Origin of the sequence: Lysobacter antibioticus (assembly GCF_001442535.1) — a bacterium.
Classification (GTDB): Bacteria; Pseudomonadota; Gammaproteobacteria; order Xanthomonadales; family Xanthomonadaceae; genus Lysobacter; species Lysobacter antibioticus.
The window spans coordinates 1,093,876-1,116,360 of the sequence record NZ_CP013141.1 but is presented as its reverse complement, the minus strand read 5'-3'; the positions used below and the strand labels follow the sequence as shown (position 1 = coordinate 1,116,360).

Sequence of the window (22,485 nt, the reverse complement as noted above, 5' to 3'; positions counted from 1 at the left end):
GCAGGGTTCGCCCCGCGCGGTTTTTTCTTGGGCGAGGTTTTGCCGGTCGCGTCGTTTGCGCGGGATCGTTGCGGCGACTCGCGAGCGAGCGCTCTGGCGCGCATCGGCGCCCGCTAGAATATGCGTATGGCACGACCGACTTCCGCAAGCATCCACACCGACGCGCTGCGTCATAACCTCGCCCAGGCGCGCAGCATGGCGCCGCACAGCCGGGTCATGGCGGTGGTCAAGGCCGACGGCTACGGCCACGGTCTGGAGCGCGTGGCGCGGGCGCTCGAAGGCGCCGATGCCTTCGGCGTTGCGGCCTTGTCCGACGCCGACCGCCTGCGCGCGGCCGGCCTGTCGCAGCCGATCGTGTTGCTGTCCGGCTTCGACGAAGCCGACGACCTGCCGCAGTTGCGCCGGCTCGGCGTCGAGACCGTGGTCCACCACATCAGCCAGGTCGAGATGCTCGAGCAGGCCGGCGCCGGCGAGCCGATCCGTTGCTGGCTCAAGGTCGACAGCGGCATGCACCGGCTCGGCTTCGCGCCGCAGGATGTGCGCGAGGCGCATGCGCGCCTGGCCGCGGCGTCGAGCGTGGCCGAGGGCATCGTGCTGATGAATCATTTCGCCAGCTCCGACGAATTCGACAAGCCGCAGACGCGCCAGCAACTGCAGGCCTTCGCCGCGGCCACTAGCGGCCTGCCGGGCTCGCGGTCGCTGGCCAATTCCGCGGCCGTGCTCGGCTGGCCGGACTCGTACGCCGACTGGATCCGCCCGGGCGGCCTGCTGTACGGCATCAGCGCGGTCGAAGGGCGCACCGGCGCCGACTTCGGCCTGCGTCCGGCGATGACCCTGTCGACCCGCCTGATCGCGGTCAACCGGGTCGGCAAGGGCGAACGCATCGGCTACGCAGCGACCTGGGAATGCCCCGAAGACATGCTGGTCGGAGTGGCCGCGATCGGCTACGGCGACGGTTACCCGCGTGCGGCGCCTTCGGGCACGCCGGTGCGGGTCGCGGGCCACGACACCCAGGTCATCGGCCGGGTCTCGATGGACCTGATGACGATCGACCTGCGCGGCGTCCCCGAAGCCAAGGTCGGCGATCCGGTGGTGCTGTGGGGGCCGGAACTGCCGGTCGAACGCATCGCCGAGGCCAGCGGCACCATCGGTTACGAGCTGACCTGCTCGATCACCCGACGGGTGCGCTTCGTCGAAGCGTGAGCGCGTCGGCGCGGCTGCGACCCTGATCGAGGGCAGGGCAGACCCGCCTCGCGGGTGCTGGCTCGCGGATGCTGGCCACCCCGGTTCCGGCAGGCGTCGCGAGGCCGCGGATCGGCCGCCGAACCGTCTCCTGCAGGGGCTCCGAAAGGCGCAACGCACAAACGGGATGACCTCCCTACAGGCCGCAAAAAGTGTCATTCATCAGTGTAAATTTGTGATGTACATCACAAATTAATGATTCGCCTGGGCGATTTCTCCCATTCCCAGCCGATCCCCGAGCGCGCTAGCGTCGCTGGAGCGTCGCGGCCAAGACCGCACGCGGCTAACCGGCCCGGACCGCGTCCGGGCCGCAATCTATCTCGGGGAGTCACGAATGAAGCAACGCAATTTGGTGAGCGCACTGGGTCTGGGCCTGGCGATGATGGTCGCTTCGAGCATGGCCAATGCCGAAGGCCCGAACCCGAACCGGGTCTGGGTCAAGTTCAAGTCCGGTGCCGGTGCGGGCGCCGCCAACCGCGGCCTGGTCCAGGCCAACGTGCAGCAGAAGGTGCAGGCGTTGCGTACCCGGCTGGCCGCCGCCCACGGCGGCGACGCCACGGTCAACTTCCAGTTCGACAAGCTCAACGCCGCCGTGCTGACCCTGCCGTCGGCCGATGCGGTCAAGGCCCTGCGCGACAACCCCGATGTCGAATCGGTCGAGATCGACCAGCCGCGCTATCCGATGGCGCAGAGCGTTCCCTACGGTATCGACCAGGTCCAGGCCCGCGACGTGTGGGACGCCAATCGCGACGGCGTCATCGACACCGGCGCGGCCACCGGCGAAGGCATCAAGGTCTGCGTAATCGACTCGGGCATCAACTCGGGCCACGAGGATTTCGCCGGCATCGCCATGACCGGTTATCCGGCCGGCTGGAACACCGACACGTGCGGGCACGGCACCCACGTCGCCGGCACCATCGCCGCGGCCAACAACAGCACCGGCGTGGTCGGCGTCAGCCCGGGCAAGGTCTCGCTGCACATCGTCAAGATCTTCGGCAGCAACGGCTACAACGGCAGCAGCCACGGCCAGTGCTCGTGGACCTATAGCTCGACCCTGGTCGACGCGGCCAACCGCTGCGCCGCGGCCGGCGCCAAGATCATCAACATGAGCCTGGGCGGCGGCGGCAGCTCGACCACCGAGAGCAACGCCTTCCAGACCCTGGCCAACAACGGCGTGCTCAGCATCGCCGCGGCCGGCAACGACGGCAACGCCACCCTGAGCTATCCCGCTTCGTACGCGAGCGTGGTGTCGGTGGCCGCGGTCGACCAGAACAACGCCAAGGCCGACTTCTCGCAGTTCAACAGCGAAGTCGAACTCGCCGCGCCGGGCGTGGACACCTACAGCACCACGCCGCTGGCCAACGATCCGCTGGTGGTCGGCAACAGCCAGTTCGCCGCCAACCCCATCAGCGGCTCCAGGCAGACCACCGCCAGCGCCGGCTGGGTCAACGGCGGCCAGTGCACGGCCTCGTCGAACACCTGGCGCAACAAGGTCGTGCTGTGCCAGCGCGGCACCAACACCTTCACCGACAAGGCGAGCAAGGTGAAGACCGGCCGTGGCCTGGCCATGGTGGTCTACAACAACGTCGACGGCCCGCTGCAGGCCGGTCTGTACAGCTCGGCCACGCCGCCGCAGCCGGTGACCAGCACGCTGCCGGCGGTGGGCATCAGCAAGGCCGACGGCGAAACCATCATCGCCACCCTGGCCGGGCAGACCGCCACCGTCGATGCGACCCCGTCGGTCAGCAACGTCGCCTATGAGAACAAGAGCGGTACCTCGATGGCGACCCCGCACGTCGCGGGCGTGGCGGCGGTGGTGTGGAGCGCCAAGCCGACCGCGACCGCGCAGCAGGTCCGCGACGCCTTGGCGACCACCGCGGTCGACCTGGATGCCGCCGGCCGCGACAACAACACCGGCTGGGGCCTGGTCCAGACCCAGGCCGCGATCACGGAACTGCAGTCCCAGTAAGCGGGGATCGCACGGACGGGGTTCGAGCATGAACCCCGTCCGTTCCGGACGCCGGGGGACGCGGCATACTGCCGCCTCCTCGACCTTGCGGCTGCCGCAATGCCCGAAGCCAACGCGACCGCACTGATCTGGTTCCGCAACGATTTGCGCCTGGCCGATCATCCCGCGTTGCGTGCCGCGCTGGAGGCCGGCTACACCCCGATCCCGATCTACATCCATGCCCCCGACGAGCACGCCAGCTGGCGTCCCGGTGCGGCGTCGGATGCCTGGCGGCAGCGCTCGCTCGCCGCGCTCGATCGCGACCTGCGCCGACGCGGCTCGCACCTGCGCCATTTCTTCGGTCCCAGCCTGGCCACGCTGCAGTCGCTGATCCTCGCCACCGACGCCCAGGCGGTGTTCTGGAACCGCCGCTACGAGCCGCACATCGAACGCCGCGACACCAAGATCAAACAGACCCTGCGCGGCATGGGCCTGGAGGTCGAGAGCTTCAACAGCGCGTTGATGTTCGAGCCGTGGAGCTTGCGGACCAAGCAAGGCGGGCCGTTCAAAGTGTTCACGCCGTACTGGCGCTCGGCCCTGGCGAACTGGAAAGAGGAACCCTCGTGGGAGCCGCCGACCTCGCTGCCGAGCACCCGCGAAGGGCCGGACGGCGTGCCGCTGGCCTCGCTCAAGCTGGCGCCGGAACGCGACTGGGCCGAACCGTTCTGGAGCCATTGGACGCCGGGCGAGGCCGGTGCCGAGGCGGCGCTGCAGACCTTCGTCGACGGCGCCTTGCGCGGCTACACCGAGCAACGCGACCGCCCCGACCGGGTCGGCACCTCGCGGCTGTCGCCGCATCTGCATTTCGGCGAGATCGCGCCGTGGCGAGTGGCGAGCGCGCTGCGCGAGCATCGCAACGCCGGCAATGCCCGCGATGTCGACTCGGCGGTGCGCGAGCTGGGCTGGCGCGAGTTCGCTCATCACCTGTTGCATCACTTCCCCGAGACGCCGGAGCAGAACTTCAATCCGCGCTTCGCCGATTTCGACTGGGCGCGCTTGTCGCAGCCGCGGCTGGAGGCCTGGCAGCAGGGGCGCACCGGCATCCCGATCGTCGACGCGGGCATGCGCGAGCTGTGGGCCACCGGCTGGATGCACAACCGGGTGCGCATGATCGTGGCCAGCTATCTGACCAAGCACCTGCGCTATCACTGGCGCCACGGCGCTCGCTGGTTCTGGGACACCCTGGTCGATGCCGACTTGGCCAACAACAGCCTGGGCTGGCAATGGGTCGCCGGCACCGGCGCCGATGCCGCGCCGTATTTCCGCGTGTTCAATCCGGTGACGCAGTCGGAGAAGTTCGATCCCGACGGCGACTACATCGCGCGCTGGGTGCCCGAGCTCGCCGGCCTGCCGGTGCCGCTGCGCTTCGCGCCCTGGCACGATGCGGCGCAGCTGCGCAAACACGCGCCCGACTATCCGCCGCATCCGCTGGTCGACCTGGCGGCGGGCCGCGACGACGCGCTCGAGGCCTACCGCAAGTTGCGCGACTAGGGCGACGGCGTTGCGACGTGCCTGGCGTCGCAAGCCGCGCTCGCCGGGCGCGTGCAGCGCCCGCTTCGACGCGGCTCGCGTTGACGCCGCTCGCGGCAGCGTGATTCACTCGACGCTGACGCTTGGGAGGGCGCATGGCCAAAGCAGAAGCGGGGGCAACATCGCGCAAGCGCGCGCGTCGCGAGCCGATGTCGCGGGTCGACACGGCCTGGTTGCGAATGGAACGCTCGACCAATCCGATGATGATTACCGGCGTGCTGATGTTCGCCGAGCCGATGTCGTTGGATGCCCTCAAGCGCGTGGTCAAGCAGCGTTTCCTGGCCTATACGCGTTTCAGCCAGAAGGCCGTGGACACCGCCGCGGGCGCTTATTGGCAGACCGACGAAGATTTCGACCTGGACTGGCACGTCCAGCACACGGCCTTGCCTGGGCGCGGCGGCAAGCGCGGCCTGGAACGTTTCGTCAGCCAACTGGCGTCCAGTCCGCTCGACGGCAGTCGGCCGCTTTGGCAATTCCATCTGGTCGAGCGCTACAACGGCGGCTCGGCGCTGATCGCGCGCATCCACCACAGCTACGCCGACGGCATCGCCCTGGTCCAGGTGCTGTTGTCGTTGACCGACACCACCGCCGAGCCGGCCAAGGGCAGCGACCTCGCTCACGCCTGGCTCAAGCAGGACGGCGTCGAAGTCGCGCGCCGCGTCGGTGCGGTCGACCGCTACATGAAGCTCGGCAGCAAGGTGGTCGAGAAGAGCATGGAGATGTATCGCGACCCGACCCTCGCCGCGATGTTGGCGAAGGAGGGCGGCGAGATCGCCCGCGAATTGCTGCATGCCTTGTCGCTGCCGGACGACCCGCCGTCGCTGCTGCGCGGCAAGCTCGGCGTCAGCAAGCGCGTGGCCTGGGCCGAGCCGCTGGACCTGGAAGAGGTCAAGGCGGTCGGTCGCGCCTGCGACTGCACCGTCAACGACGTGTTGATGGCGACCGCGGCCGGTGCGCTGCGCAGCTACATGATCGAGCGCGGCGACAACGTCGACGGCCTGACCCTGCGCGCGACCGTGCCGGTGAACCTGCGCCCGCTCGAACACGCGCGCAAGCTCGGCAATCACTTCGGTCTGGTCTTCCTCGACCTGCCGGTCGGCGAGGACAACCCGATCCGCCGCGTGGAGCGTGTCGCCGAGTGCATGAATAATCTCAAGAATTCTCGCCAAGCCATTGTTGCATTTGGTCTTTTGGCTGCGCTCGGGATGGCGCCGGCGCAAGTGCAGGGGCTGGCGTTGGAGCTTTTCAGCCGCAAGGCCACGGCGGTGGCGACCAACGTGCCGGGCCCGCAGCAACCCTTGTACCTGGCCGGTTGCCGCCTCGACGAGATGATGTTCTGGGTGCCGCAGACCGGCTCGATCGGCATCGGCATCTCGATCCTGAGCTACAACGGGCGCGTGCATTTCGGCCTGATCGCCGACGGCAAGCTGATCCCCGATCCGGATGCGGTGATCCAGCGTTTCGGCAGCGAGTTCGACAAGCTGCTGTACCTGGCGCTGATGGGCAATTGGGACGTCACCCTCAATGCCGATGCCGCCGACGCCTTGATGCCGGCGCTTTGACGGTCGGCTGATCGACGGCAGCGGTCCGCGGCGCGCGGGCCGCTCCCGACCGCGACCTGAATGTGGATTTCCCTCGTCACTCGTCCACGACGGCGGCGTGATTAGCTTGTCTGCGCCCCGCAACACAGACGAGGAATTCCCATGAACACCCAGATCAAGCTCGCCCTGGCCGCTGCCAGCATGACCGTGTTGCTCGCCGGTTGCGCCACCGGCGGTGGCGGCTACTACGGTGGTCAGCAGCAACCGTACCCGGGCCAGAACCCGCCGCCGGAACAGCAGGGCGGCATGAACCGCACCCAGAAGGGCGCCCTGATCGGCGCGCTCGCCGGTGTCGCGGCCGGCCTGCTCAGCGGCGACGACGCCACCGAACGCCGCCAGCGCGCCCTGATCGGCGCCGGTGTCGGCGGCCTCGCCGGCGGCGCCATCGGCAACTACCAGGACCGCCAGGAACGCGCGCTGCGCGACCGCATGGCCGGCACCGGCGTCGACGTGGTCCGCCAGGGCGACAACATCACCCTGAACATGCCGAGCAACATCACCTTCGCCTTCAACAGCGCCAGCCTCGACCCGCAGTTCTATTCGGTGCTCGATAACGTCGCCAGCACCCTGACCGAGTACAACCAGACCATCGTCGAGGTCGCCGGCCACACCGACAGCATCGGCACCGACGCGGTCAACCAGCGCCTGTCCGAGCAGCGCGCCGCGAGCGTCGGCAATTACCTGATGTCGAAGGGCCTGGTGCGCGATCGCTTCATCCTGACCGGCGCCGGCAAGACCCGGCCGATCGCCAGCAACGACACCGAGGCCGGCCGCGCCCAGAACCGCCGCGTCGAGATCACCCTGGTGCCGGTGCGCTCCTGAGCGTCGTCGGATCGCGAAGCGGCGGCCATCGTTGAGGCGGTCGCTGCCTCGCCTTATCTAACGTCTTACGAGAACGGGCCGCATCGCGGCCCGTTCGTTTCTTTACGCGACCCGACGAGTTCGCTTCAGCCTGCGCGCTCGAACGAGAACAGCCGCGCCAGCGGATGCGACCGGCGTTCGATCGCCGCCCGCAACAGGCCGGCGCCGATCATGCTGTAGGTGATGCCGTTGCCGCCGTAGGCCATGGCGAACTGCACGCGCCGGCCGTACTGCGGATGCGCGCCGAACCAAGGCAGGCCGTCGGCGGTTTCGGCGAAGGTGCCGGCCCAGGCGAAGGCCGGTTGCAGTCGCAGGCCGGGGAAGCGCTCGCCGATCTTGCGTACCAGCTTGCGTGCGCGCGACTCGACCCGGCGGTCGCGCCGCGCGGGCACGTCGACGGCATCGTCGCAGCCGCCGACGATCAGCCGGCCGTCGCCGGTGGCGCGCAGATACAGATACGGCCGCGCCGATTCCCAGACCAAGGTCTTGCCGAGCCGTCCCAATTGCCCGGCTTCGAGCGGATCGGTAACGAAGGCATAGCTGCTGCGATTGCGCGCCAGGCGTTGATCGATCCATTGCTGTCCGGCGTAACCGGCGGCGATCACCGCATGCTCGGCGCGGATCCGGATACCTTCGCCGGTGCGCAGTTCGACCGAACGCGAAGTTGCACGCAGTTGTTCGATATGAGTGCGATCGAACACGCCGACGCCGCGCCGCTGCAACCGCGCCAACAGCCGCAAGGTCAATCGATACGGGTCGACCGTCGCGGCGCAGGCACTGAGGATCGCGCCCGGTGCTGTCAGTCCGTAGTCCTGCGCCAGTTCCTGCCCGTCGAGCCAACGCAGCTTCAGGCCGTGGCGCCGGCGCAGTGCGGCCTCGTTGCGCAGCACCGGCAGGTGCGTCGGCTTGCTCGCGAAATACAGGCTGGAGCAGCGCTGGAAATCCGTGCCGCGCAGTTCGCGCGCGACCGCCTGCAAGGCCGGAATCGCGTCTGCGCAGGTGCGGTAGGCGAGGGCGGCCTGGTCTTCGCCGTATTGCCGGCACAGATCGGCCAGGTGGGTGTCGATTTCGTACTGCAGCAAGGCCGTGCTCGCGGCCGTGCTGCCCCAGCCGATGTCGCGTTGTTCGACGACGGCGACGTCGTGGCCGTGCGCGGCGAGTTCGTCGGCGATCAGCGCGCCGCTGATGCCGCCGCCGATCACTGCCACCTCGCAGCGCAGGTCTTCGCTCAAACGCGGAAACGCATGCATGAGGCCGCTGCGGATCGGCCAGAACGGGTAGCCGCTTTTCAGGTCCATGCACGGGCGAGCCATGACGAGATGCGCCCAGCAGAACCGTTGCGACGTCGTCGCAGGGTGATCGCGTGGAGCCCCAGGCCCCGCGGCGAGTCGTCAGTGACGGACTTCGCTGGCTTCGTGCAAACCACCGAGGCCGGGCTGCGGTTCGACCGCGAGTTCTTTTTCCAATTCGACCCGGAACTCCTCGAAGCTCAGGCCGCGTTCGGCGACTTCGGTCTGCGCCGCGGTGCGCAGCGCGGCCGAACAGCCCAGGCTGACCTCGCGGCCTTCGCCGCGGTGCAACGATGCGGCGCGTTCGAGCAGGGCGAGGACCCGCGCCGCGCTTTCCGAGCCGCCGACGATGCGGCCGCCGAGACCGAGCGTCCATTCGCCTTCGCGGCGCACGATGCCGCCGAGCAAACGCCCCTGGGCGTCGCGCAACTCGGCATGCGGCTCGATGCTCGGGCCGGGCAGGGGCGCGTTGCGGGCCTTGGCGATCTTGCGTTTCTTGGCGTCGCGGCGGGCCTTGGAATTGATCGACATATGTTCCTCGGCTCAGCCGGTTCGTCCTGGAAAGATCATAGCCTGTCGGGGTGATGGGGCCATAGCGTCGGGCCGGGCAGAGGCCCGGCCCGCTTCAGTTCGCAGCCAGATTGCGGGCTGTAGCCCGCCCTGCGCAGCCGGCTGCGATAGCGCCCGGCGGACATGGCCGGGCGCGTTCGAAGTTTCAAAGGCGGTGCATCCTCAAGATCGGTGCGGATTCAGAACCACAGCCGCAGGCCGGCGACCAGACGGGTGTCCTCGACGCTTTCGCCCGCGTCGCGGCGGTAGTCCGCGGTGCCGCCGAATGCCCGCTCCCAGGTCACGCCGACATAGGGCGCGAACCGGCGGGTGATCTCGTAGCGCAGACGCAGCCCGGCCTCGACGCTGCTGAGGCCCGAACCGATGCCGCGCTGCGGATCGTCGCGACCGGACAGGTCGATCTCGACCAGCGGTTGCAGGATCAGGCGATTGGTCAGCAGCAGTTCGTACTCGGCCTCCAGGTTCAGCGCCGTGCGTCCCGACTCGCCGATATACGCCGTCGCGGCGACCTCGAACTTGTACGGCGACAGGCCTTGCACGCCGATCGCCGCCCAGGTCTGCGAACCCGCCGGTGCGAAGTCGTGTTTGACGCCGGCGACGAGGTCCCACCACGGCGATATCGCGCGGCCGTACAGGACTTCCAGGTCGGCCGATTCGGTCCGCCCGTGTTCGCGTTCGCCTTCGCTGCGCAGCCACAGTCGATCGGTATCGGTGCCGATCCAGCCCTGGCCTTCCCAGGCCTGGGCGCTGCCGTGTTCGACCTCGACCGCTTCCAGGCGGTTGATCAGCAGATAGCTGTTGACCGCCGGGGCATGACGCATGTGATGCGACAGCGGTGGGAACGCCGCCGCGCGATCGGCCTCGGTCGGGGGCGGGATCGGCTCGCGCGGCTCGCTTGCGGGCGGCGGGCTGGTGGTGGCGCGCTGCCTGCCCGAAGGATCCATGCCCGAGTGGCCCATCTTCGAATGGTCCATCTGCGAGTGGTTCATCTTCGAATGATCCATCTGCGGATGATCATTCTGCGAATGATCCATCTTCGAATGATCATTCTGCGAATGATCCTGGGGCTGCGACGCGGCCGGCGCCTGCATGCGCAGCGGATCCTGCATCGTCGCGTGATCCATCTGCGAGTGATCCATCGCCGAATGCTCCGATGCCTTCGCATCGGCCGCAGCCGGTGGGGCGGCGGGCTTGCCGGCGGTCGGTTGCGCGGCGTGCGCGGCGTGATCGGTTGTCTGCGCGGCGACGCCGCCGGCCCACAGCAAGGCGAGCGTCAGTGCGGAGCGATGCAAAGTCGGTGAGGTCTTCATTCTTCGACCCTCACTTCGCGCATCATCCCGGCTTCCATGTGGTACAGCAGATGGCAGTGATAGGCCCAACGCCCGAGCGCGTCGGCGCGCACGCGGTAGCTGCGTCGGGTGCCCGGCGGCATGTCGATGGTGTGTTTGCGCACCTGGAACTCGCCTTGCTCGTTCTCCAGGTCGCTCCACAGGCCGTGCAGATGGATCGGGTGGGTCATCATGGTGTCGTTGACCAGGACGATGCGCAGGCGTTCGCCGTAGGTCATCCGGATCGGTTCGGCGCCCTCGAATTTCTGGCCGTCGAAGGACCAGGCGAATTTCTCCATGTGGCCGGTGAGGTGCAGCTCGATCTCGCGGCTCGGCTCGCGTCCGTCGGGGTCGTCGAACAGGCTGCGCAGGTCGGCATAGGCCAGCACCTTGCGGCCGTTGTCGCGCAGGCCGACGCCGGGGTCGTCGAGCTTGGCCGAGGTCGACATCGTGCGCATGTCGATCAGGCGTTCGTCGCCCGCCGTCGGCTTGGATGCCGCCGCGCTGGCCTGCATAGCCGAATGATCCATGCCGGCCATGTTCTGCATGCCCATGTTCGCGCCGCAGCCGCCTTCCATGCCTTTCATCTGCGACATGTCGTGGCCGCCGCCATGCGACATACCGCCGTGGCCCATGTCGTCCATCGTCAGCAGCGGGCGCGGGTCGTGGCGCGGCACTTCGGCCTGCAGGCCTTCGCGCACGGCGAGGGTGCCGCGGGCATGGCCGGTGCGGGCATTGTCCTGCGCAAAGATCGTGTAGGCGTCCTGGCCCGAAGGCTCGACCAGCACGTCGAAGGTCTCGGCGACGGCGATGCGGAACTCGTCGACGCTGACCGGATGAATGTACTGGCCGTCGGCGGCGACCACGGTCATCTTCAGGCCGGGGATGCGCACATCGAAATAAGTCATCGCCGAGCCGTTGACGAAGCGCAGCAGCACTTTCTCGCCAGGACGGAACAGGCCGGTCCAGTTGCCCGCGGGCGCGACGCCGTTGAGCAGATAGGTATAGGTGTGGCCGTTGACGTCGGACAGGTCGGTCGGGGTCATGCGCATGCGTCCCCAGTCGCCGCGGTCGCGCAGGGTCGCGGCGAGGCCGCGCTCGCGCGCATCGCGCATGAAGTCGCCGACCGTGCGCTTGTAGTAGTTGTCGTAGCTCGACATCTTCTTCAAACGCCGGAACAGCGCGCCCGGGTCGAGGTCGGTCCAATCCGACAGCAGCACGACGTGCTCGCGGTCGAAATGGAAGGGCGCGGTCTCGCGTGGATCGATCACGATGGCGCCGTACAGGCCGGCCTGTTCCTGGAACAGCGAGTGGCTGTGATACCAGTAGGTGCCCGACTGGCCGACGCGGAAGCGATAGGTGTAGGTCTCGCCCGGATGGATGCCCTCGAAGCTGAAACCCGGCACGCCGTCCATGTTGGACGGCAGGATCAGGCCGTGCCAATGGATCGAGGACATGCCCTCGGCCAGGCGGTTGGCGACGCGCAAGGTCACGGTGTCGCCCTCGCGCCAGCGCAGGATCGGCGCCGGCAAGGTGCCGTTGACGGTGATCGCCGGGCGCGTGCGGCCGGTGAAGTTGACCTGCGCGGCGCCGATCGAGAGGTCGAACTCGGTGCCGCGCAGGGTCTGCGCCGTGCCGGCCAGGCCGGTCGAGGCGAATGCGGAATGCCACAGGCCGGTGCCTGCGGCGAGGCCGCCCACGGCCAGGCCGGTGACGAAGCGGCGGCGGCCGGCATCGATCGGCGCGGCGCCGTCGAAGCGGTTGAATCGGTTCATGAGGTTCTTCCTGTTGGCGGAAGAGTCGCAACGGTGTGCGAAGCGCGCAGTCCGCAACGGCCGGTCGAGCCGGCGTACGAAGCTTGCGCGGTCGGGCGGCGCAGGGCTCGGTATGAGCGCCTTAGCCGCGGGCCGGGCGCGAAGCCCCGGCCTGACGGATCTCAGGCGATGGGAGGCCGGATCGGCAGGCTCGATACGCCGCTGGGTGCGGCGGCCTCGACGGGCAAAGCGAGCAAAGTGTTCGACAACTGCGGCGGCAACGGCAGGGCGATGCGGACGATCGCGACCGCCTGCAGGCAGTCGCATTGGCAGCGGAACTTGCCGCAGCAATCGTCGGCGGCCTCCTCCTGGTCCGGTTCGGCAGGCGATTGCGGCTGCGCGGCGAGGGCAGGGGCCTCGTCCATCGCATGACAATCTGCGCTCATTGCCGCATCAGGCTTGTCTTCCATCGCCATCTCGGCCGACCGAAGCGCGGCCTTCGTCGTCATGGCGGCGTGCATGGCATGGGCGCCGCCCACCGACATCGTCGCCGCGGCGTAGCCATTGAGGCTGATCGCCACGATCAACAGCACGCGCAGCAGGAGCGGGAAATAGGCCATGGAGCGTCGGATCGGAGACGGCACAGGATGCGGCAGGAGACGGGACAGTTTCAACGGTTTCCGGATTCGCCGCGTTAACCGTTCGTGAGAGGCGCTGTCGACACGATGGGAAGGTTGCCCCGCTTGGCGGCGAACTCAGCGGGCGAGGTCGCCATATTCGGTATACAGCGCGCGCTCGACCACGGCGCCGCCGATACGGTCGCCGGGCTTGAGCTCGCCGCTGCCCGTTGCCGCTGTGGTTTCGGCGAAGACGCGCTCGCCTTCGCCATGCGCCGCCGACATCTGCACGACCTGGTCCATGTCGGGCGGGCCTTCGAGGCGATGGGCGAGGAAATGCTCGCGGCCGCGGCCGAAGGCGATCCATTGCCGCGGCTCGGGCTTGCGAGCGGCTTCGAAGCGGCGGAAGTGCACGATCCGCCCGACCTTCACCTCGATGCCGGTGGCGATGGGCGTGCCGCCACGCTCGAAGTGACCGCGGTACAGATCGGCCTTGAAGCGGCCGTCGGGCCGGATCGTTTCCGGCAACACCCACTGCTCGCTCGGCGCCAGCGTGTAGTACTCGCGCGGATGCGATTTCGCGTCGGCGCGGTACTGCGCCAAGGCGTCGGCGGACAGGGCGGCTTCGAAGATCAGCTGGTAATCGTGCGGACGATGGAACATCGGCTGATGCGAGAGGTAGACCGCGTCGGTGCCGGCAACCAGCATGCCGTGCGTGTTCGGCTTGTCGGCGAACTCGCCGGGCTGGGCGATGCGCGCCAGTACGAACTCGTCGCGTGATTCCTCGTGGAGGAAATCGCCGAGCTCGGCGCAGGTCTTCTGCCATAGCGCCAGACTCGACGCGTCGAGGGCGAGGGCGTGCTCGTTGGGTTGGTAAGCGCTGCCCAGCGGATAGAGTTGGCCGGCGCGCGCACTCATCTCGATGTGCGCGCCGAGCACGCGCTCGACCGGGTGGCGCTCGGCGAACGAGGCCAGGCGCGCCGCGCTGGCGCGATAGGCCGGCCAGTCGCGCACTGTCAGCAGGCCGGGGTACAGGCTGTCGCCGCTGAACAGGCTTGCCGTCTGCGCATCGTAGATCGCGATATGTGCGGGCTCATGCCCCGGTAACGGCAACACGGTAAGCGCGCGACCGCCGAGATCGAACCGCGCCTCGCCCTCGGGCCAGCGGTCGAGGCCGAAGAACGCGGCGACTTGTTGCGGCTGGGTGCCGACGATCCGGGTGTCGGGGCGATCGCGGAACTGGGTATCGCCATGGACGTGGTCGCGATGGCCGTGGCTGTGCGCGACCACCAGCGGCAAGGCGTCGAGCTTGTGCTGGCGCTGCCACTCGCCGAGCAGACGATCGACCGTCGCACGCAGCGGCAGGTCGCTGCCGGCGGAAGGTTCGGCGCCCGAGTCGAGCAACAGGGCGCGCCGCTCGCCCGCCAACAGGTAAAGGAACGGCGCCTCGAAATTGCTGGCCTTGGACTGGCGCAGGATCCACAACCCGGGCGCGGCCTCATGCACCTGCAGGCTCGCTTCACCGGGCGCGCCATGGACCCAACGCTCCGGCAGGGTAACGGCGCGCAGAGAGGCGGCGCCGGCCGGGCTGGCGGTGGCGAGGACGAAGAGCAGCAGCAGACGGTGCAATGCGGTCATACGCAGACGGCGGAACGACGAACGGGCAGGGATTATCCGGCATTGCCGCGCTTCGTGTCGTCAGCTCGGGCCGTCATCCCCGCCTTCGCGGGGACGACGAAACAAGAACGGGAGATGGTGGCGGTGCGCGCAGGCACGCAGCCGCGATCCCGCCTGCTGTCTTGCAGCATGCCGCCATCGCGCATCCGCGCTTACTACCAACCAGCCCACATGCATTGTGTGAACCCGTCCCGGCAAAAGGAAAGGCGGAAAAAACAGTCGTTGACAGCGCTGTCATCAAGTTCGAGCTTGGCCCCGGACCTGCCACCGGCAGGCGCTACGCTCATCACCGGAGCCGATCATGAACCTCGCACGCGCGTTCGCTTTCTCCACCGCGGCCCTGATCGCCGCGGGCCTCGCCATGACGCCGCAGGCGGCGCAGGCGCAGACCCTGGTCTGGGAAGACAACTTCAACGGCCCATCCATCGACGGCAACAAATGGATCTACGACGTCGGCGACGGCTGCCAGATCGGCCTGTGCGGCTGGGGCAACAGCGAGTTGCAGTACTACACCAGCCGCCCCGAGAACGCCCGCATCGAGAACGGACGTCTGGTGATCGAAGCGCGACGCGAGAATTTCGGCAGCCGCGGCTTTACCTCGGCGCGTCTGAAGACCGAAGGCCGCATGCACTTCAAGTACGGCACCCTGGAAGCGCGGATCAAGGTGCCGGACCTGCGCAACGGCCTGTGGCCGGCGTACTGGATGCTCGGTACGGTCGGCAACTGGCCGGCGCGCGGCGAGATCGACCTGATGGAAATGGGCTCGGCCGCGGCCATCGCGGCAGGGCGAACCAATCGCCGCGCCGGCGCCGCGGTGCATTGGGACTATCAGGGCTCGCAGGCCGACTACGGCCGCGACTACGACAGCGCCAGCGACCTCAACGGCGGCTTCCACGTCTACCGCATGACCTGGGACCCGCAGTTCATCCGCGTCGCCATCGACGGCCAGCAGTTCTTCGAGTTCGCCATCTCCAACATCGAAGGCGCCTCGCTGCACGAGTTCCATCATCAGTACTTTCTGTTGCTGAATCTCGCGGTCGGCGGCAGCTACACCGGCATCCTGTCGGGCAACGGCATCACCGCGCCGTTGCCGGCGAAGATGGAGATCGATTACATCCGCCTGTACCAGAACCCCGGCAGCGAGCTCTATACCGGTGCCTCGGCGCCGAGCGGCAAATTCGGCGTGTTCACCGAACGCAGCGACATGAACGACCGCCTGCGCTACGACGGCGATGCCAATCTGTACCTGTGGAACAACCTCGCGCCGATCTCCGCGTCGGCGTACGAGGGCGGTCAGTTGATGGCGTTTCGGGCCAATGCCGGCGCCTGGTACGGCCTCGGCGTGGCCACCGGCTATCGCAACATGAGCCGCTTCGCTAACGGGCGGCTGAAATTCCATATGCGCACGACCACGCCGTCGACCTTCAAGATCGGCATCAACTCGTCGTTCGGCGACAGTTGGATCGACTTCATCAGCGGCGGCCAGCAATACGGCCTGGTACGCGACGGCCGCTGGCACGAGGTCAGCATTCCGTTCAGCGCCTTCCATGATCTCGACCTGCATGCGGTCAAACAGATGTTCATGCTGGTGTCGGACCCGCCGGCGGCGAACGTCGATGTGCTGATCGATAACGTCTACTACCAAGATCGCTGACGCGCACCGGGTGTGATGCGCGTCGCAGGGCAGCGCTTCCGTCCTGCGGCGCGCAGCCGCGCCGGTTCGTGCGAAAGCCTGCACAGTACGCGGCGCTCGTGTGTCGCACACATCGAAAGTGAACGATGCGAGTGCGAAGCCCAGCTTGCCAAGGCAGGTGGCTCGGCGTACTTTAATCCGCAGCCGGCGACCCGCCGGTGCATGACGATTCCATGACGGGCACGATGCCCGCCATCACTCAGCCAGCCGGCGTTCCTGCCCGCAAGCTCGATCACATCCAGAGCCTGCAGGTAATCACAGTGAACGCATTCCGAGGCGCGGCTTGCGCGTCCCCCCGTGTCCGATCGTCTGCCGCATCGCTGCGGCCCGTTTTCGTTCGTGTCCAGTTCGTTTCGACGCGAGCCGGGGGCGGGCGATGATCGGCGAAACGCATGCCCTGACTGCGGTGGAGTCGCCTAGCCACGGCGTCCGCTCGCCTGCGACTCCGGCCTTGTTGTCGAGCTATCTGGCGCACGACTCGCTGTTCTCGTCGGCTTCGCATCAACTGCATGCGCGCGGCGTGCTGGAAACCCTGGTGCATTCGATCGATACCGATCTGGCCGGCGAATCCGAGCGATTGCTGGCGCGGGTGGCCAACGACAGTGGGCGCTTGCCGCTGATGGGCGCGGTGCCGTTCAGCGCCTCGCAAGCCTCCTGTCTGTGGGTGCCGTCGCAGGCCGCCTTCGCCGCGGGACGTGCGCGTCATCGCGGCGCCACCTTGAGTTCGCTGCCGTCGGATCAGAAGGCCGCGCCCCGGGTCGAGTCGGTGCCCGCGCCGGCGCAGTTCAAGCGCAACGTCGAGCGCTCGCTCGATCGCATTCACGACGGCGGCATCAGCAAGGTGGTGATGTCGCGCAGCCTGCGCATCGCCGCGCGGGTCGACGTGCCGCAGTTGCTCGCGCAGTTGCTGACGCGTGCGCCCGGCGCCTACACCTTCGCTATGGACCTGGCCGGCGCGGCCGGGCCGAAGGCCTGCCTGATCGGTTCCAGCCCGGAACTGTTGCTGTCCAAGCGCGGCGCCCGGGTGGTTTCCAATCCGTTGGCCGGTTCGATTCCGCGTGTCGCCGATGCCGAAGAAGACCAACGCCGGGCACGCGGGCTGCTCGAATCGGCCAAGGACCGCTACGAGCACGCCCTGGTCGTCGATGCGGTCGCCGCCGCCTTGCGTCCGTATTGCCGCGATCTGCGCGTGCCGAAGACGCCGTCGCTGGTGGCCACGCCGACCATGTGGCATCTGTCGAGCGTCGTCGACGGCGAGTTGATCGATCCGAACACGAGCTCGCTGCGTCTGGCGCTGGCCTTGCACCCGACGCCGGCGGTCTGCGGCTATCCGACCGAGCCGGCGCGCGGCGTGATCCACGAGCTGGAAGGTTACGACCGCGGTCTGTTCACCGGCCTGGTCGGCTGGTGCGACGCCGAGGGCGACGGCGAGTGGGCGGTGACGATCCGCTGCGCCATGGTCGAGGAAGACAGCGCGACCGTATTCGCCGGCGCCGGCATCGTCGCCGGCTCCGAACCCGATGCCGAACTCGCCGAGACCACCGCCAAGCTCGGCACCATGCTCAACGCGATGGGGCTGACCCAGGCGGTGGAGGCGAGCGGCGCGGAGGGCAGGGCATGAGCGGTGCGGATCTGCTCGAGGGCTGTACGCCCTGGCCGGAGGAGTTCGCCGAGCGCTATCGCGCGCTCGGCTACTGGGCCGGGGTCGGCCTGTACCAGCGCCTGGCCCAGGTCGTCGCCGAGCACGGCGAACGCGTCGCCGTGGTCTGCGGTGAACGGCGTTGGAGCTATGCGCAGTTCGACGAGAAAATCCGGCGCTTCGCTGCTGGCCTGGCCCGCCTGGGCATCGGCCCGCGCGACCGGGTCGTGTTGCAGCTGCCGAACCTGGGCGAGTATTACGTCGCCTGCTATGCCTTGTTCCGCATCGGCGCCTTGCCGGTGTTCGCCTTGCCGGCGCACCGGCGTTCGGAGATCGCCTACTTCGTCGAGCACACCCAGGCCCGGGCCTGCGTGATCGCCGACCGCGAGGCCGGTTTCGATTACCGCGAGCTGATGCGCGAAGTGCGCGCATCGCAGGACTGCCTGCGCGAAGTCATCGTGGTCGGCGATGCGCAGGAGTTCCACGCTTTCGATTCGCTCTACGATGCGCCGATCGATCGGCCCGGGCCGGATGCCGGCGAAATCGCCTTCCTGCAGTTGTCCGGCGGCAGCACCGGGGTGCCGAAACTGATCCCGCGCAGCCACGACGATTACCTCTACAGCGTCCGCGCCAGCGCCGAGATCTGTGGGCTGGACGAGCGCTGCGTTTACCTGTGCGCGCTGCCGTGCGCGCATAATTTTCCGATGAGTTCGCCCGGTGCGCTCGGCGTGTTCGAAGTCGGCGGCCGCGTCGTGCTCGCACGCCAGGCCGAACCCGATTTCTGTTTCGGCCTGATCGCCGCCGAGCGCGTGACCCTGACTTCGCTGGTGCCCTCGCTGGCCTTGGCCTGGCTGGAATCGCGCGCGCGCGAACGCCATGACCTGTCGAGCCTGCAGACCATCCAGATCGGCGGCGCTCATCTCGCGAACGAGGTCGCACGGCGCGTGCCGGGCGCTTTCGGCTGCCGCCTGCAGCAGGTGTTCGGCATGGCCGAAGGCCTGGTCAACTACACCCGCGACGACGATGCCGAGGAACTGGTGCTCGCCACCCAGGGGCGACCGATCAGCGCCGACGACGAGATACGTATCGTCGACGACGACGACTGTCCCGTAGCCGAGGGCGAAACCGGTCACTTGCTCACGCGCGGTCCGTACACGATCCGCGGCTATTACCGCGCCGAAGCGCATAACGCCCGGGCCTTCACCGTGGACGGTTTCTACCGCACCGGCGATCGGGTACGGCGCCTGGCGTCGGGGCATCTGATCGTCGAAGGCCGCGCCAAGGACCAAGTGAACCGCGGCGGCGAAAAAATCGCCGCCGAGGAAGTTGAGAGCCATCTGCTCGCGCATCCGGCGGTGTTCGATGCTGCCCTGGTGGCGATGCCGGACCGCTGGCTCGGCGAAAAGTCCTGCGCTTTCGTGGTCCTGCGCGAGCCCGCGCCGAGCCCGCGCGAGCTGCAGCGTTTCCTGCGCGAACGCGGTATCGCCGCCTTCAAGATTCCCGACCGCATCGAACCGGTCGAGCGCTTGCCGCGCACTGCGGTCGGCAAGATCGACAAAAAGCTGCTGCGCGCCCGTTTCCTCGCCCCGTCGGCCGATGCCTCGGGGCCCACCCACTCACTTATCGCCGAAACGCTGTCATGACGATTCCGACCATCGCTTCCTATCCCATGCCGGGCGCCGCCCGATTGCCGGCGAACCGCGTCGACTGGCGCCCGGACCCGTCCCGCGCGGTGCTGCTGATCCACGACATGCAGGATTACTTTCTCGCCTTCTACGACCGCGCCCAGGCACCGGTACCGGAATTGCTGGCGAACATCCGCGCCTTGCGCGACGCGTGCGACGATGCCGGCGTGCCGGTGGTATACACCGCGCAACCGACCGAACAGAGTGCGGCGCAGCGCGGCCTGTTGCAGCCCTGGTGGGGACCGGGCATCACCGCCAAACCGGAACTGGCGCCGGTCGCGCTCGAGATCGCGCCGCGCCCGCAGGACGTAGTGCTGACCAAGTGGCGTTACAGCGCCTTCGTCTCCAGCGACCTGCGCGAACGCATGCGCGAGCAAGGCCGCGACCAGCTCATCGTCTGCGGCATCTATGCCCACATCGGCTGCATGATGACTCTGGCCGATGCCTTCATGCACGACATCCAGCCGTTCATGGTCGCCGACGCGGTCGCCGACTTCTCCGCCGAGGAACATGCGATGGCGCTGGACTACGTGTCGCGCCGTTGCGGTGTCGTCATCGATCGTGCTGCCTGCATCGAAGCGCTCGGCACCGGCCTGGGCCTGCCGCGCAGCCTGATCGCCCTGCGCACCGAGTTGGCGCAGATCATGGAAGTGCCGCTCGACGACATCGCGGCCTCGGACAATCCCTTCGAAGCCGGCCTGGACTCGATCCGTTTGATGACCTTGCTGGAGCGCTGGTCGAGCCGCGGCGAACGCATCGGCCTGGTCGAGCTGGCCGAGCGCGGCAGTGTGTCGGAGTGGTGGCAGTTGATCGACTCGCGAAGGGCCGCCTGATGGAGTCGAGCACCGTGGCCTTGCCGCTGACCGGCCCGCAGTACGGCATGTGGGCCGGGCAACAGCTCGATCCCGACAGCCCCTCGTTCTGGACTGCCGAGGCGATCGAACTGAGCGGCCCGCTGGACCTGGCAGCGCTGGAAGCCGCGTTGTGCGACACCTTGTCGGCCTGCGATGCCTTGCACATGCGCTATCGCCTGCAGGGCGAAGAAGTCGTGCAGACACTCGATGCGGCACGGCCGGTGGTGATCGCGCACCAGGACTACTCGAACTGCGAGGATCCGTGGCGCAGCGCCCGCGCCTGGATGGACGAGGACCTGCAGCGCAGCGCCGACCTGGCGCAGCGGCCCTTGTTCGCGACTGCATTGATCCGCCTCGGCGAACACCGCCACCTGTGGTATCTGCGGGCCCACCACATCGCTCTCGACGGCTTCGCTTACCTGCTGTTGATCCACCGCGTCGCCGAACTGTATTCGGCCGGTGTCGGCGGACGCGCGGCGGGGCCTGCGCGCGACTGGTCCCTGGCGGCGACCATCGCCGACGAGGCCGCCTATCGCGCCTCGCCGCGGTTCCTCGCCGACCGCGATTACTGGACGCAGCGTTTCGGCGACGTCGGCGAGCCGGCCACTCTCGGCCCGAAGTGCGCGCCCGACGACAGCTCGCATTCGCAACGCCGTCTGCTGGCGCCGGCCGAGTACGCACGATGGCAGACGGCGGCACGGGGGCTCGGCACCGATTGGGCGACCTGGCTGATCGCTTCGATTTTCGCCTGGCTGCATGCGCGCAGCGGCGCGAGCGATCTCAGCCTGGGCTTGTTGGTGATGAACCGGCTTGGTACGCCGGCACTCGCCGTGCCGTGCATGGCGATGAACGTGGTGCCGCTGCGCCTGCGCATCGACCCGCAGCAGGGGTTCGAAGGCCTGGTACGAACGGTGGCCGGCGGACTGCGCGAACTGCGCAGCCACCAACGCTACAACTACGAGTGGATGCGCCGCGATCTCGGCCTGGCCGACGGCCATGCCCAGCTCTACGGTCCGGTCGTCAACCTCATGCCCTTCGATCGCGGCTTCGTCTTCGAAGGACTGCATAGCCGCGCCCACCCGATCTCGGTCGGTTCGGTCGAAGACCTCGACATCACCGTCTCGCCGATGGCCGAAGGTATCCGTTTCGACATCGAAGCCAATCCCCAGGCCTACGATGCGGCGACGCTGCAAGCGCATCACGCTGCGCTGTGCGAGGTGCTCGACGCGGTGATCGCCGAACCGGCGATTTCGGTCGGCGCGCTGGCCCGGCAGATCTCTTCGCCTCGCACGGCGGAGGCGGCATGAGCGCCGCACGTCCGCGCCCGCGCTTGTTGCGGGTGCTGCGAGTCGCCGACCTGACCCCGCACATGCGCCGCTTCACCCTCGGCGGCGACGACCTGATCGGTTTTCCGAGCGGCAGCGAAGGCGCGCATATCAAGCTGTTGTTTCCGGACCGCGCCGGCGAGACACCGGTATTGCCGAGCCCAGGCGAACGCGGCCCGGTCTGGCCCGAGCATGCGGTGCGACCGCATGTGCGCACCTACACGGTGGTGCGTATCGACCCGGGCGCGAACGAGATCGACGTCGATATCGTCCTGCACGGCGACGATGGCCCGGCCTCGCGCTGGGCCATGCGCGCCGGCGTCGGCGATCCGCTCGGCCTGGCCGGACCGGGAGGGCCCGATCTGTTCCAGGGGCATGCGCAGCGCTTTGTGCTGATCGGCGATCCCAGCAGTTATCCCTTGCTGTACGCGGTGATCGCCAAGCTGCCGGTTTCGGCGCAGGTCGATGTCCTGATCGAGGTGCCGGATGCGAGCGAAGTGCAGCCGCTGCCGCCGCACCCACGCTTGAACGCGCAATGGCTGTCGCGCCATGGCGGTCCCGCCGGCGCGAGCCGCTTGCTGCTCGATGCGGTGCGTAAGCTGCCGTGGAACGAGGCCGAGACCGTGTCGGTCACCTTGGCCGGCGAAAGCGCGCAAGTCGTCGCGATCCGCGATTATCTCGCCGAGGTTCGCGGTGTGCCGCGGCGGATGATGTACGCGGTACCGTACTGGAAAGACCGCTGGGACGAAGACCGCTACCACGACGAACGCCATCGCATTATGGACGCCTTCGACGAGGTTGCGGCTTGAGCG

Annotated in this window: 17 protein-coding genes; 11 read left to right on the top strand and 6 right to left on the bottom strand. The window is 68.1% G+C overall.

Annotation, left to right across the window (positions count from 1 at the left end):
- Positions 1-126: 126 nt before the first annotated feature.
- The 5 genes from alr (at position 127) to GLA29479_RS04665 (ending at position 7,203) form a co-directional block, all read left to right on the top strand.
- Positions 127-1,203: an alanine racemase gene (gene alr / locus GLA29479_RS04685; protein WP_057917938.1), complete on the top strand. Its 1,077-nt coding sequence runs from the start codon at positions 127-129 to the stop codon at positions 1,201-1,203.
- A 373-nt stretch (positions 1,204-1,576) separates the two neighbouring features.
- Positions 1,577-3,211 (top strand): S8 family serine peptidase, encoded by a 1,635-nt coding sequence (locus tag GLA29479_RS04680; RefSeq protein ID WP_057917939.1) that lies wholly within the window; start codon positions 1,577-1,579, stop codon positions 3,209-3,211.
- A 99-nt stretch (positions 3,212-3,310) separates the two neighbouring features.
- Positions 3,311-4,741 (top strand): cryptochrome/photolyase family protein, encoded by a 1,431-nt coding sequence (locus GLA29479_RS04675; RefSeq protein WP_057970930.1) that lies wholly within the window; start codon positions 3,311-3,313, stop codon positions 4,739-4,741.
- Positions 4,742-4,875: 134 nt separating this feature from the next.
- Positions 4,876-6,342 (top strand): WS/DGAT/MGAT family O-acyltransferase, encoded by a 1,467-nt coding sequence (locus GLA29479_RS04670; protein WP_057917941.1) that lies wholly within the window; start codon positions 4,876-4,878, stop codon positions 6,340-6,342.
- Positions 6,343-6,483: 141 nt separating this feature from the next.
- On the top strand, positions 6,484-7,203 hold the full coding sequence (locus tag GLA29479_RS04665) for a YiaD family glycine zipper/OmpA-like lipoprotein (RefSeq protein ID WP_057917942.1): 720 nt from the start codon (positions 6,484-6,486) through the stop codon (positions 7,201-7,203).
- 125 nt (positions 7,204-7,328) lie between these two features.
- On the opposite strand, the gene GLA29479_RS04660 is transcribed toward GLA29479_RS04665, so the two are convergent.
- The 6 genes from GLA29479_RS04660 to GLA29479_RS04635 all read right to left on the bottom strand — a co-directional run bounded on the left by GLA29479_RS04660 (position 7,329) and on the right by GLA29479_RS04635 (position 14,438).
- Entirely contained in the window at positions 7,329-8,540 is a 1,212-nt protein-coding gene (locus GLA29479_RS04660) for an NAD(P)/FAD-dependent oxidoreductase (RefSeq protein WP_057970929.1), read from the bottom strand.
- Positions 8,541-8,633: 93 nt separating this feature from the next.
- On the bottom strand, positions 8,634-9,062 hold the full coding sequence (locus GLA29479_RS04655; RefSeq protein WP_051885082.1) for a hypothetical protein: 429 nt from the start codon (positions 9,060-9,062) through the stop codon (positions 8,634-8,636).
- 218 nt (positions 9,063-9,280) lie between these two features.
- Positions 9,281-10,411 (bottom strand): copper resistance protein B, encoded by a 1,131-nt coding sequence (locus tag GLA29479_RS04650; protein WP_057970928.1) that lies wholly within the window; start codon positions 10,409-10,411, stop codon positions 9,281-9,283.
- A complete protein-coding gene (locus GLA29479_RS04645) occupies positions 10,408-12,204 on the bottom strand; it encodes a copper resistance system multicopper oxidase (protein WP_057970927.1) in 1,797 nt (598 codons plus the stop codon). The genes GLA29479_RS04650 and GLA29479_RS04645 overlap by 4 nt, the downstream gene beginning before the upstream one ends.
- 161 nt (positions 12,205-12,365) lie before the next feature.
- Positions 12,366-12,803 (bottom strand): CopL family metal-binding regulatory protein, encoded by a 438-nt coding sequence (locus GLA29479_RS04640; RefSeq protein ID WP_057970926.1) that lies wholly within the window; start codon positions 12,801-12,803, stop codon positions 12,366-12,368.
- Between the two features lie 135 nt (positions 12,804-12,938).
- Positions 12,939-14,438, bottom strand: coding sequence for an MBL fold metallo-hydrolase (locus GLA29479_RS04635; protein WP_057970925.1), 1,500 nt, complete (start codon positions 14,436-14,438; stop codon positions 12,939-12,941).
- Positions 14,439-14,778: 340 nt separating this feature from the next.
- Between GLA29479_RS04635 and GLA29479_RS04630 the strand changes: the two genes are divergently transcribed.
- The 6 genes from GLA29479_RS04630 to GLA29479_RS04605 all read left to right on the top strand — a co-directional run bounded on the left by GLA29479_RS04630 (position 14,779) and on the right by GLA29479_RS04605 (position 22,482).
- On the top strand, positions 14,779-16,131 hold the full coding sequence (locus GLA29479_RS04630) for a glycoside hydrolase family 16 protein (protein WP_057970924.1): 1,353 nt from the start codon (positions 14,779-14,781) through the stop codon (positions 16,129-16,131).
- A 415-nt stretch (positions 16,132-16,546) separates the two neighbouring features.
- Positions 16,547-17,791: an isochorismate synthase gene (locus tag GLA29479_RS04625; protein ID WP_082638284.1), complete on the top strand. Its 1,245-nt coding sequence runs from the start codon at positions 16,547-16,549 to the stop codon at positions 17,789-17,791.
- Complete coding sequence (locus GLA29479_RS04620) at positions 17,788-19,452, top strand: (2,3-dihydroxybenzoyl)adenylate synthase (RefSeq protein ID WP_057917948.1); 1,665 nt, start codon at positions 17,788-17,790, stop codon at positions 19,450-19,452. Before GLA29479_RS04625 ends, GLA29479_RS04620 begins: the two co-directional genes overlap by 4 nt.
- Positions 19,449-20,327 carry an isochorismatase family protein gene (locus GLA29479_RS04615; protein ID WP_187308512.1) on the top strand — a complete coding sequence of 293 codons (879 nt, stop codon included), beginning with the start codon at positions 19,449-19,451 and terminating at the stop codon, positions 20,325-20,327. Before GLA29479_RS04620 ends, GLA29479_RS04615 begins: the two co-directional genes overlap by 4 nt.
- Positions 20,327-21,655, top strand: coding sequence for a condensation domain-containing protein (locus GLA29479_RS04610; protein WP_057970923.1), 1,329 nt, complete (start codon positions 20,327-20,329; stop codon positions 21,653-21,655). Before GLA29479_RS04615 ends, GLA29479_RS04610 begins: the two co-directional genes overlap by 1 nt.
- Entirely contained in the window at positions 21,652-22,482 is an 831-nt protein-coding gene (locus GLA29479_RS04605; RefSeq protein ID WP_057970922.1) for a siderophore-interacting protein, read from the top strand. Before GLA29479_RS04610 ends, GLA29479_RS04605 begins: the two co-directional genes overlap by 4 nt.
- Positions 22,483-22,485: the final 3 nt, after the last annotated feature.

Coding starts and splice junctions, on each gene's coding strand:
- GLA29479_RS04680 (WP_057917939.1), top strand. CDS start 1,577: ATGAAGCAACGCAATTTGGTGAGCGCACTGGGTCTGGGCCTGGCGATG.
- GLA29479_RS04620 (WP_057917948.1), top strand. CDS start 17,788: ATGAGCGGTGCGGATCTGCTCGAGGGCTGTACGCCCTGGCCGGAGGAG.
- GLA29479_RS04675 (WP_057970930.1), top strand. CDS start 3,311: ATGCCCGAAGCCAACGCGACCGCACTGATCTGGTTCCGCAACGATTTG.
- GLA29479_RS04655 (WP_051885082.1), bottom strand. CDS start 9,062: ATGTCGATCAATTCCAAGGCCCGCCGCGACGCCAAGAAACGCAAGATC.
- GLA29479_RS04625 (WP_082638284.1), top strand. CDS start 16,547: ATGATCGGCGAAACGCATGCCCTGACTGCGGTGGAGTCGCCTAGCCAC.
- GLA29479_RS04630 (WP_057970924.1), top strand. CDS start 14,779: ATGAACCTCGCACGCGCGTTCGCTTTCTCCACCGCGGCCCTGATCGCC.
- GLA29479_RS04615 (WP_187308512.1), top strand. CDS start 19,449: ATGACGATTCCGACCATCGCTTCCTATCCCATGCCGGGCGCCGCCCGA.
- GLA29479_RS04660 (WP_057970929.1), bottom strand. CDS start 8,540: ATGGACCTGAAAAGCGGCTACCCGTTCTGGCCGATCCGCAGCGGCCTC.
- GLA29479_RS04665 (WP_057917942.1), top strand. CDS start 6,484: ATGAACACCCAGATCAAGCTCGCCCTGGCCGCTGCCAGCATGACCGTG.
- GLA29479_RS04610 (WP_057970923.1), top strand. CDS start 20,327: ATGGAGTCGAGCACCGTGGCCTTGCCGCTGACCGGCCCGCAGTACGGC.
- GLA29479_RS04605 (WP_057970922.1), top strand. CDS start 21,652: ATGAGCGCCGCACGTCCGCGCCCGCGCTTGTTGCGGGTGCTGCGAGTC.
- alr (WP_057917938.1), top strand. CDS start 127: ATGGCACGACCGACTTCCGCAAGCATCCACACCGACGCGCTGCGTCAT.
- GLA29479_RS04645 (WP_057970927.1), bottom strand. CDS start 12,204: ATGAACCGATTCAACCGCTTCGACGGCGCCGCGCCGATCGATGCCGGC.
- GLA29479_RS04640 (WP_057970926.1), bottom strand. CDS start 12,803: ATGGCCTATTTCCCGCTCCTGCTGCGCGTGCTGTTGATCGTGGCGATC.
- GLA29479_RS04635 (WP_057970925.1), bottom strand. CDS start 14,438: ATGACCGCATTGCACCGTCTGCTGCTGCTCTTCGTCCTCGCCACCGCC.
- GLA29479_RS04650 (WP_057970928.1), bottom strand. CDS start 10,411: ATGAAGACCTCACCGACTTTGCATCGCTCCGCACTGACGCTCGCCTTG.
- GLA29479_RS04670 (WP_057917941.1), top strand. CDS start 4,876: ATGGCCAAAGCAGAAGCGGGGGCAACATCGCGCAAGCGCGCGCGTCGC.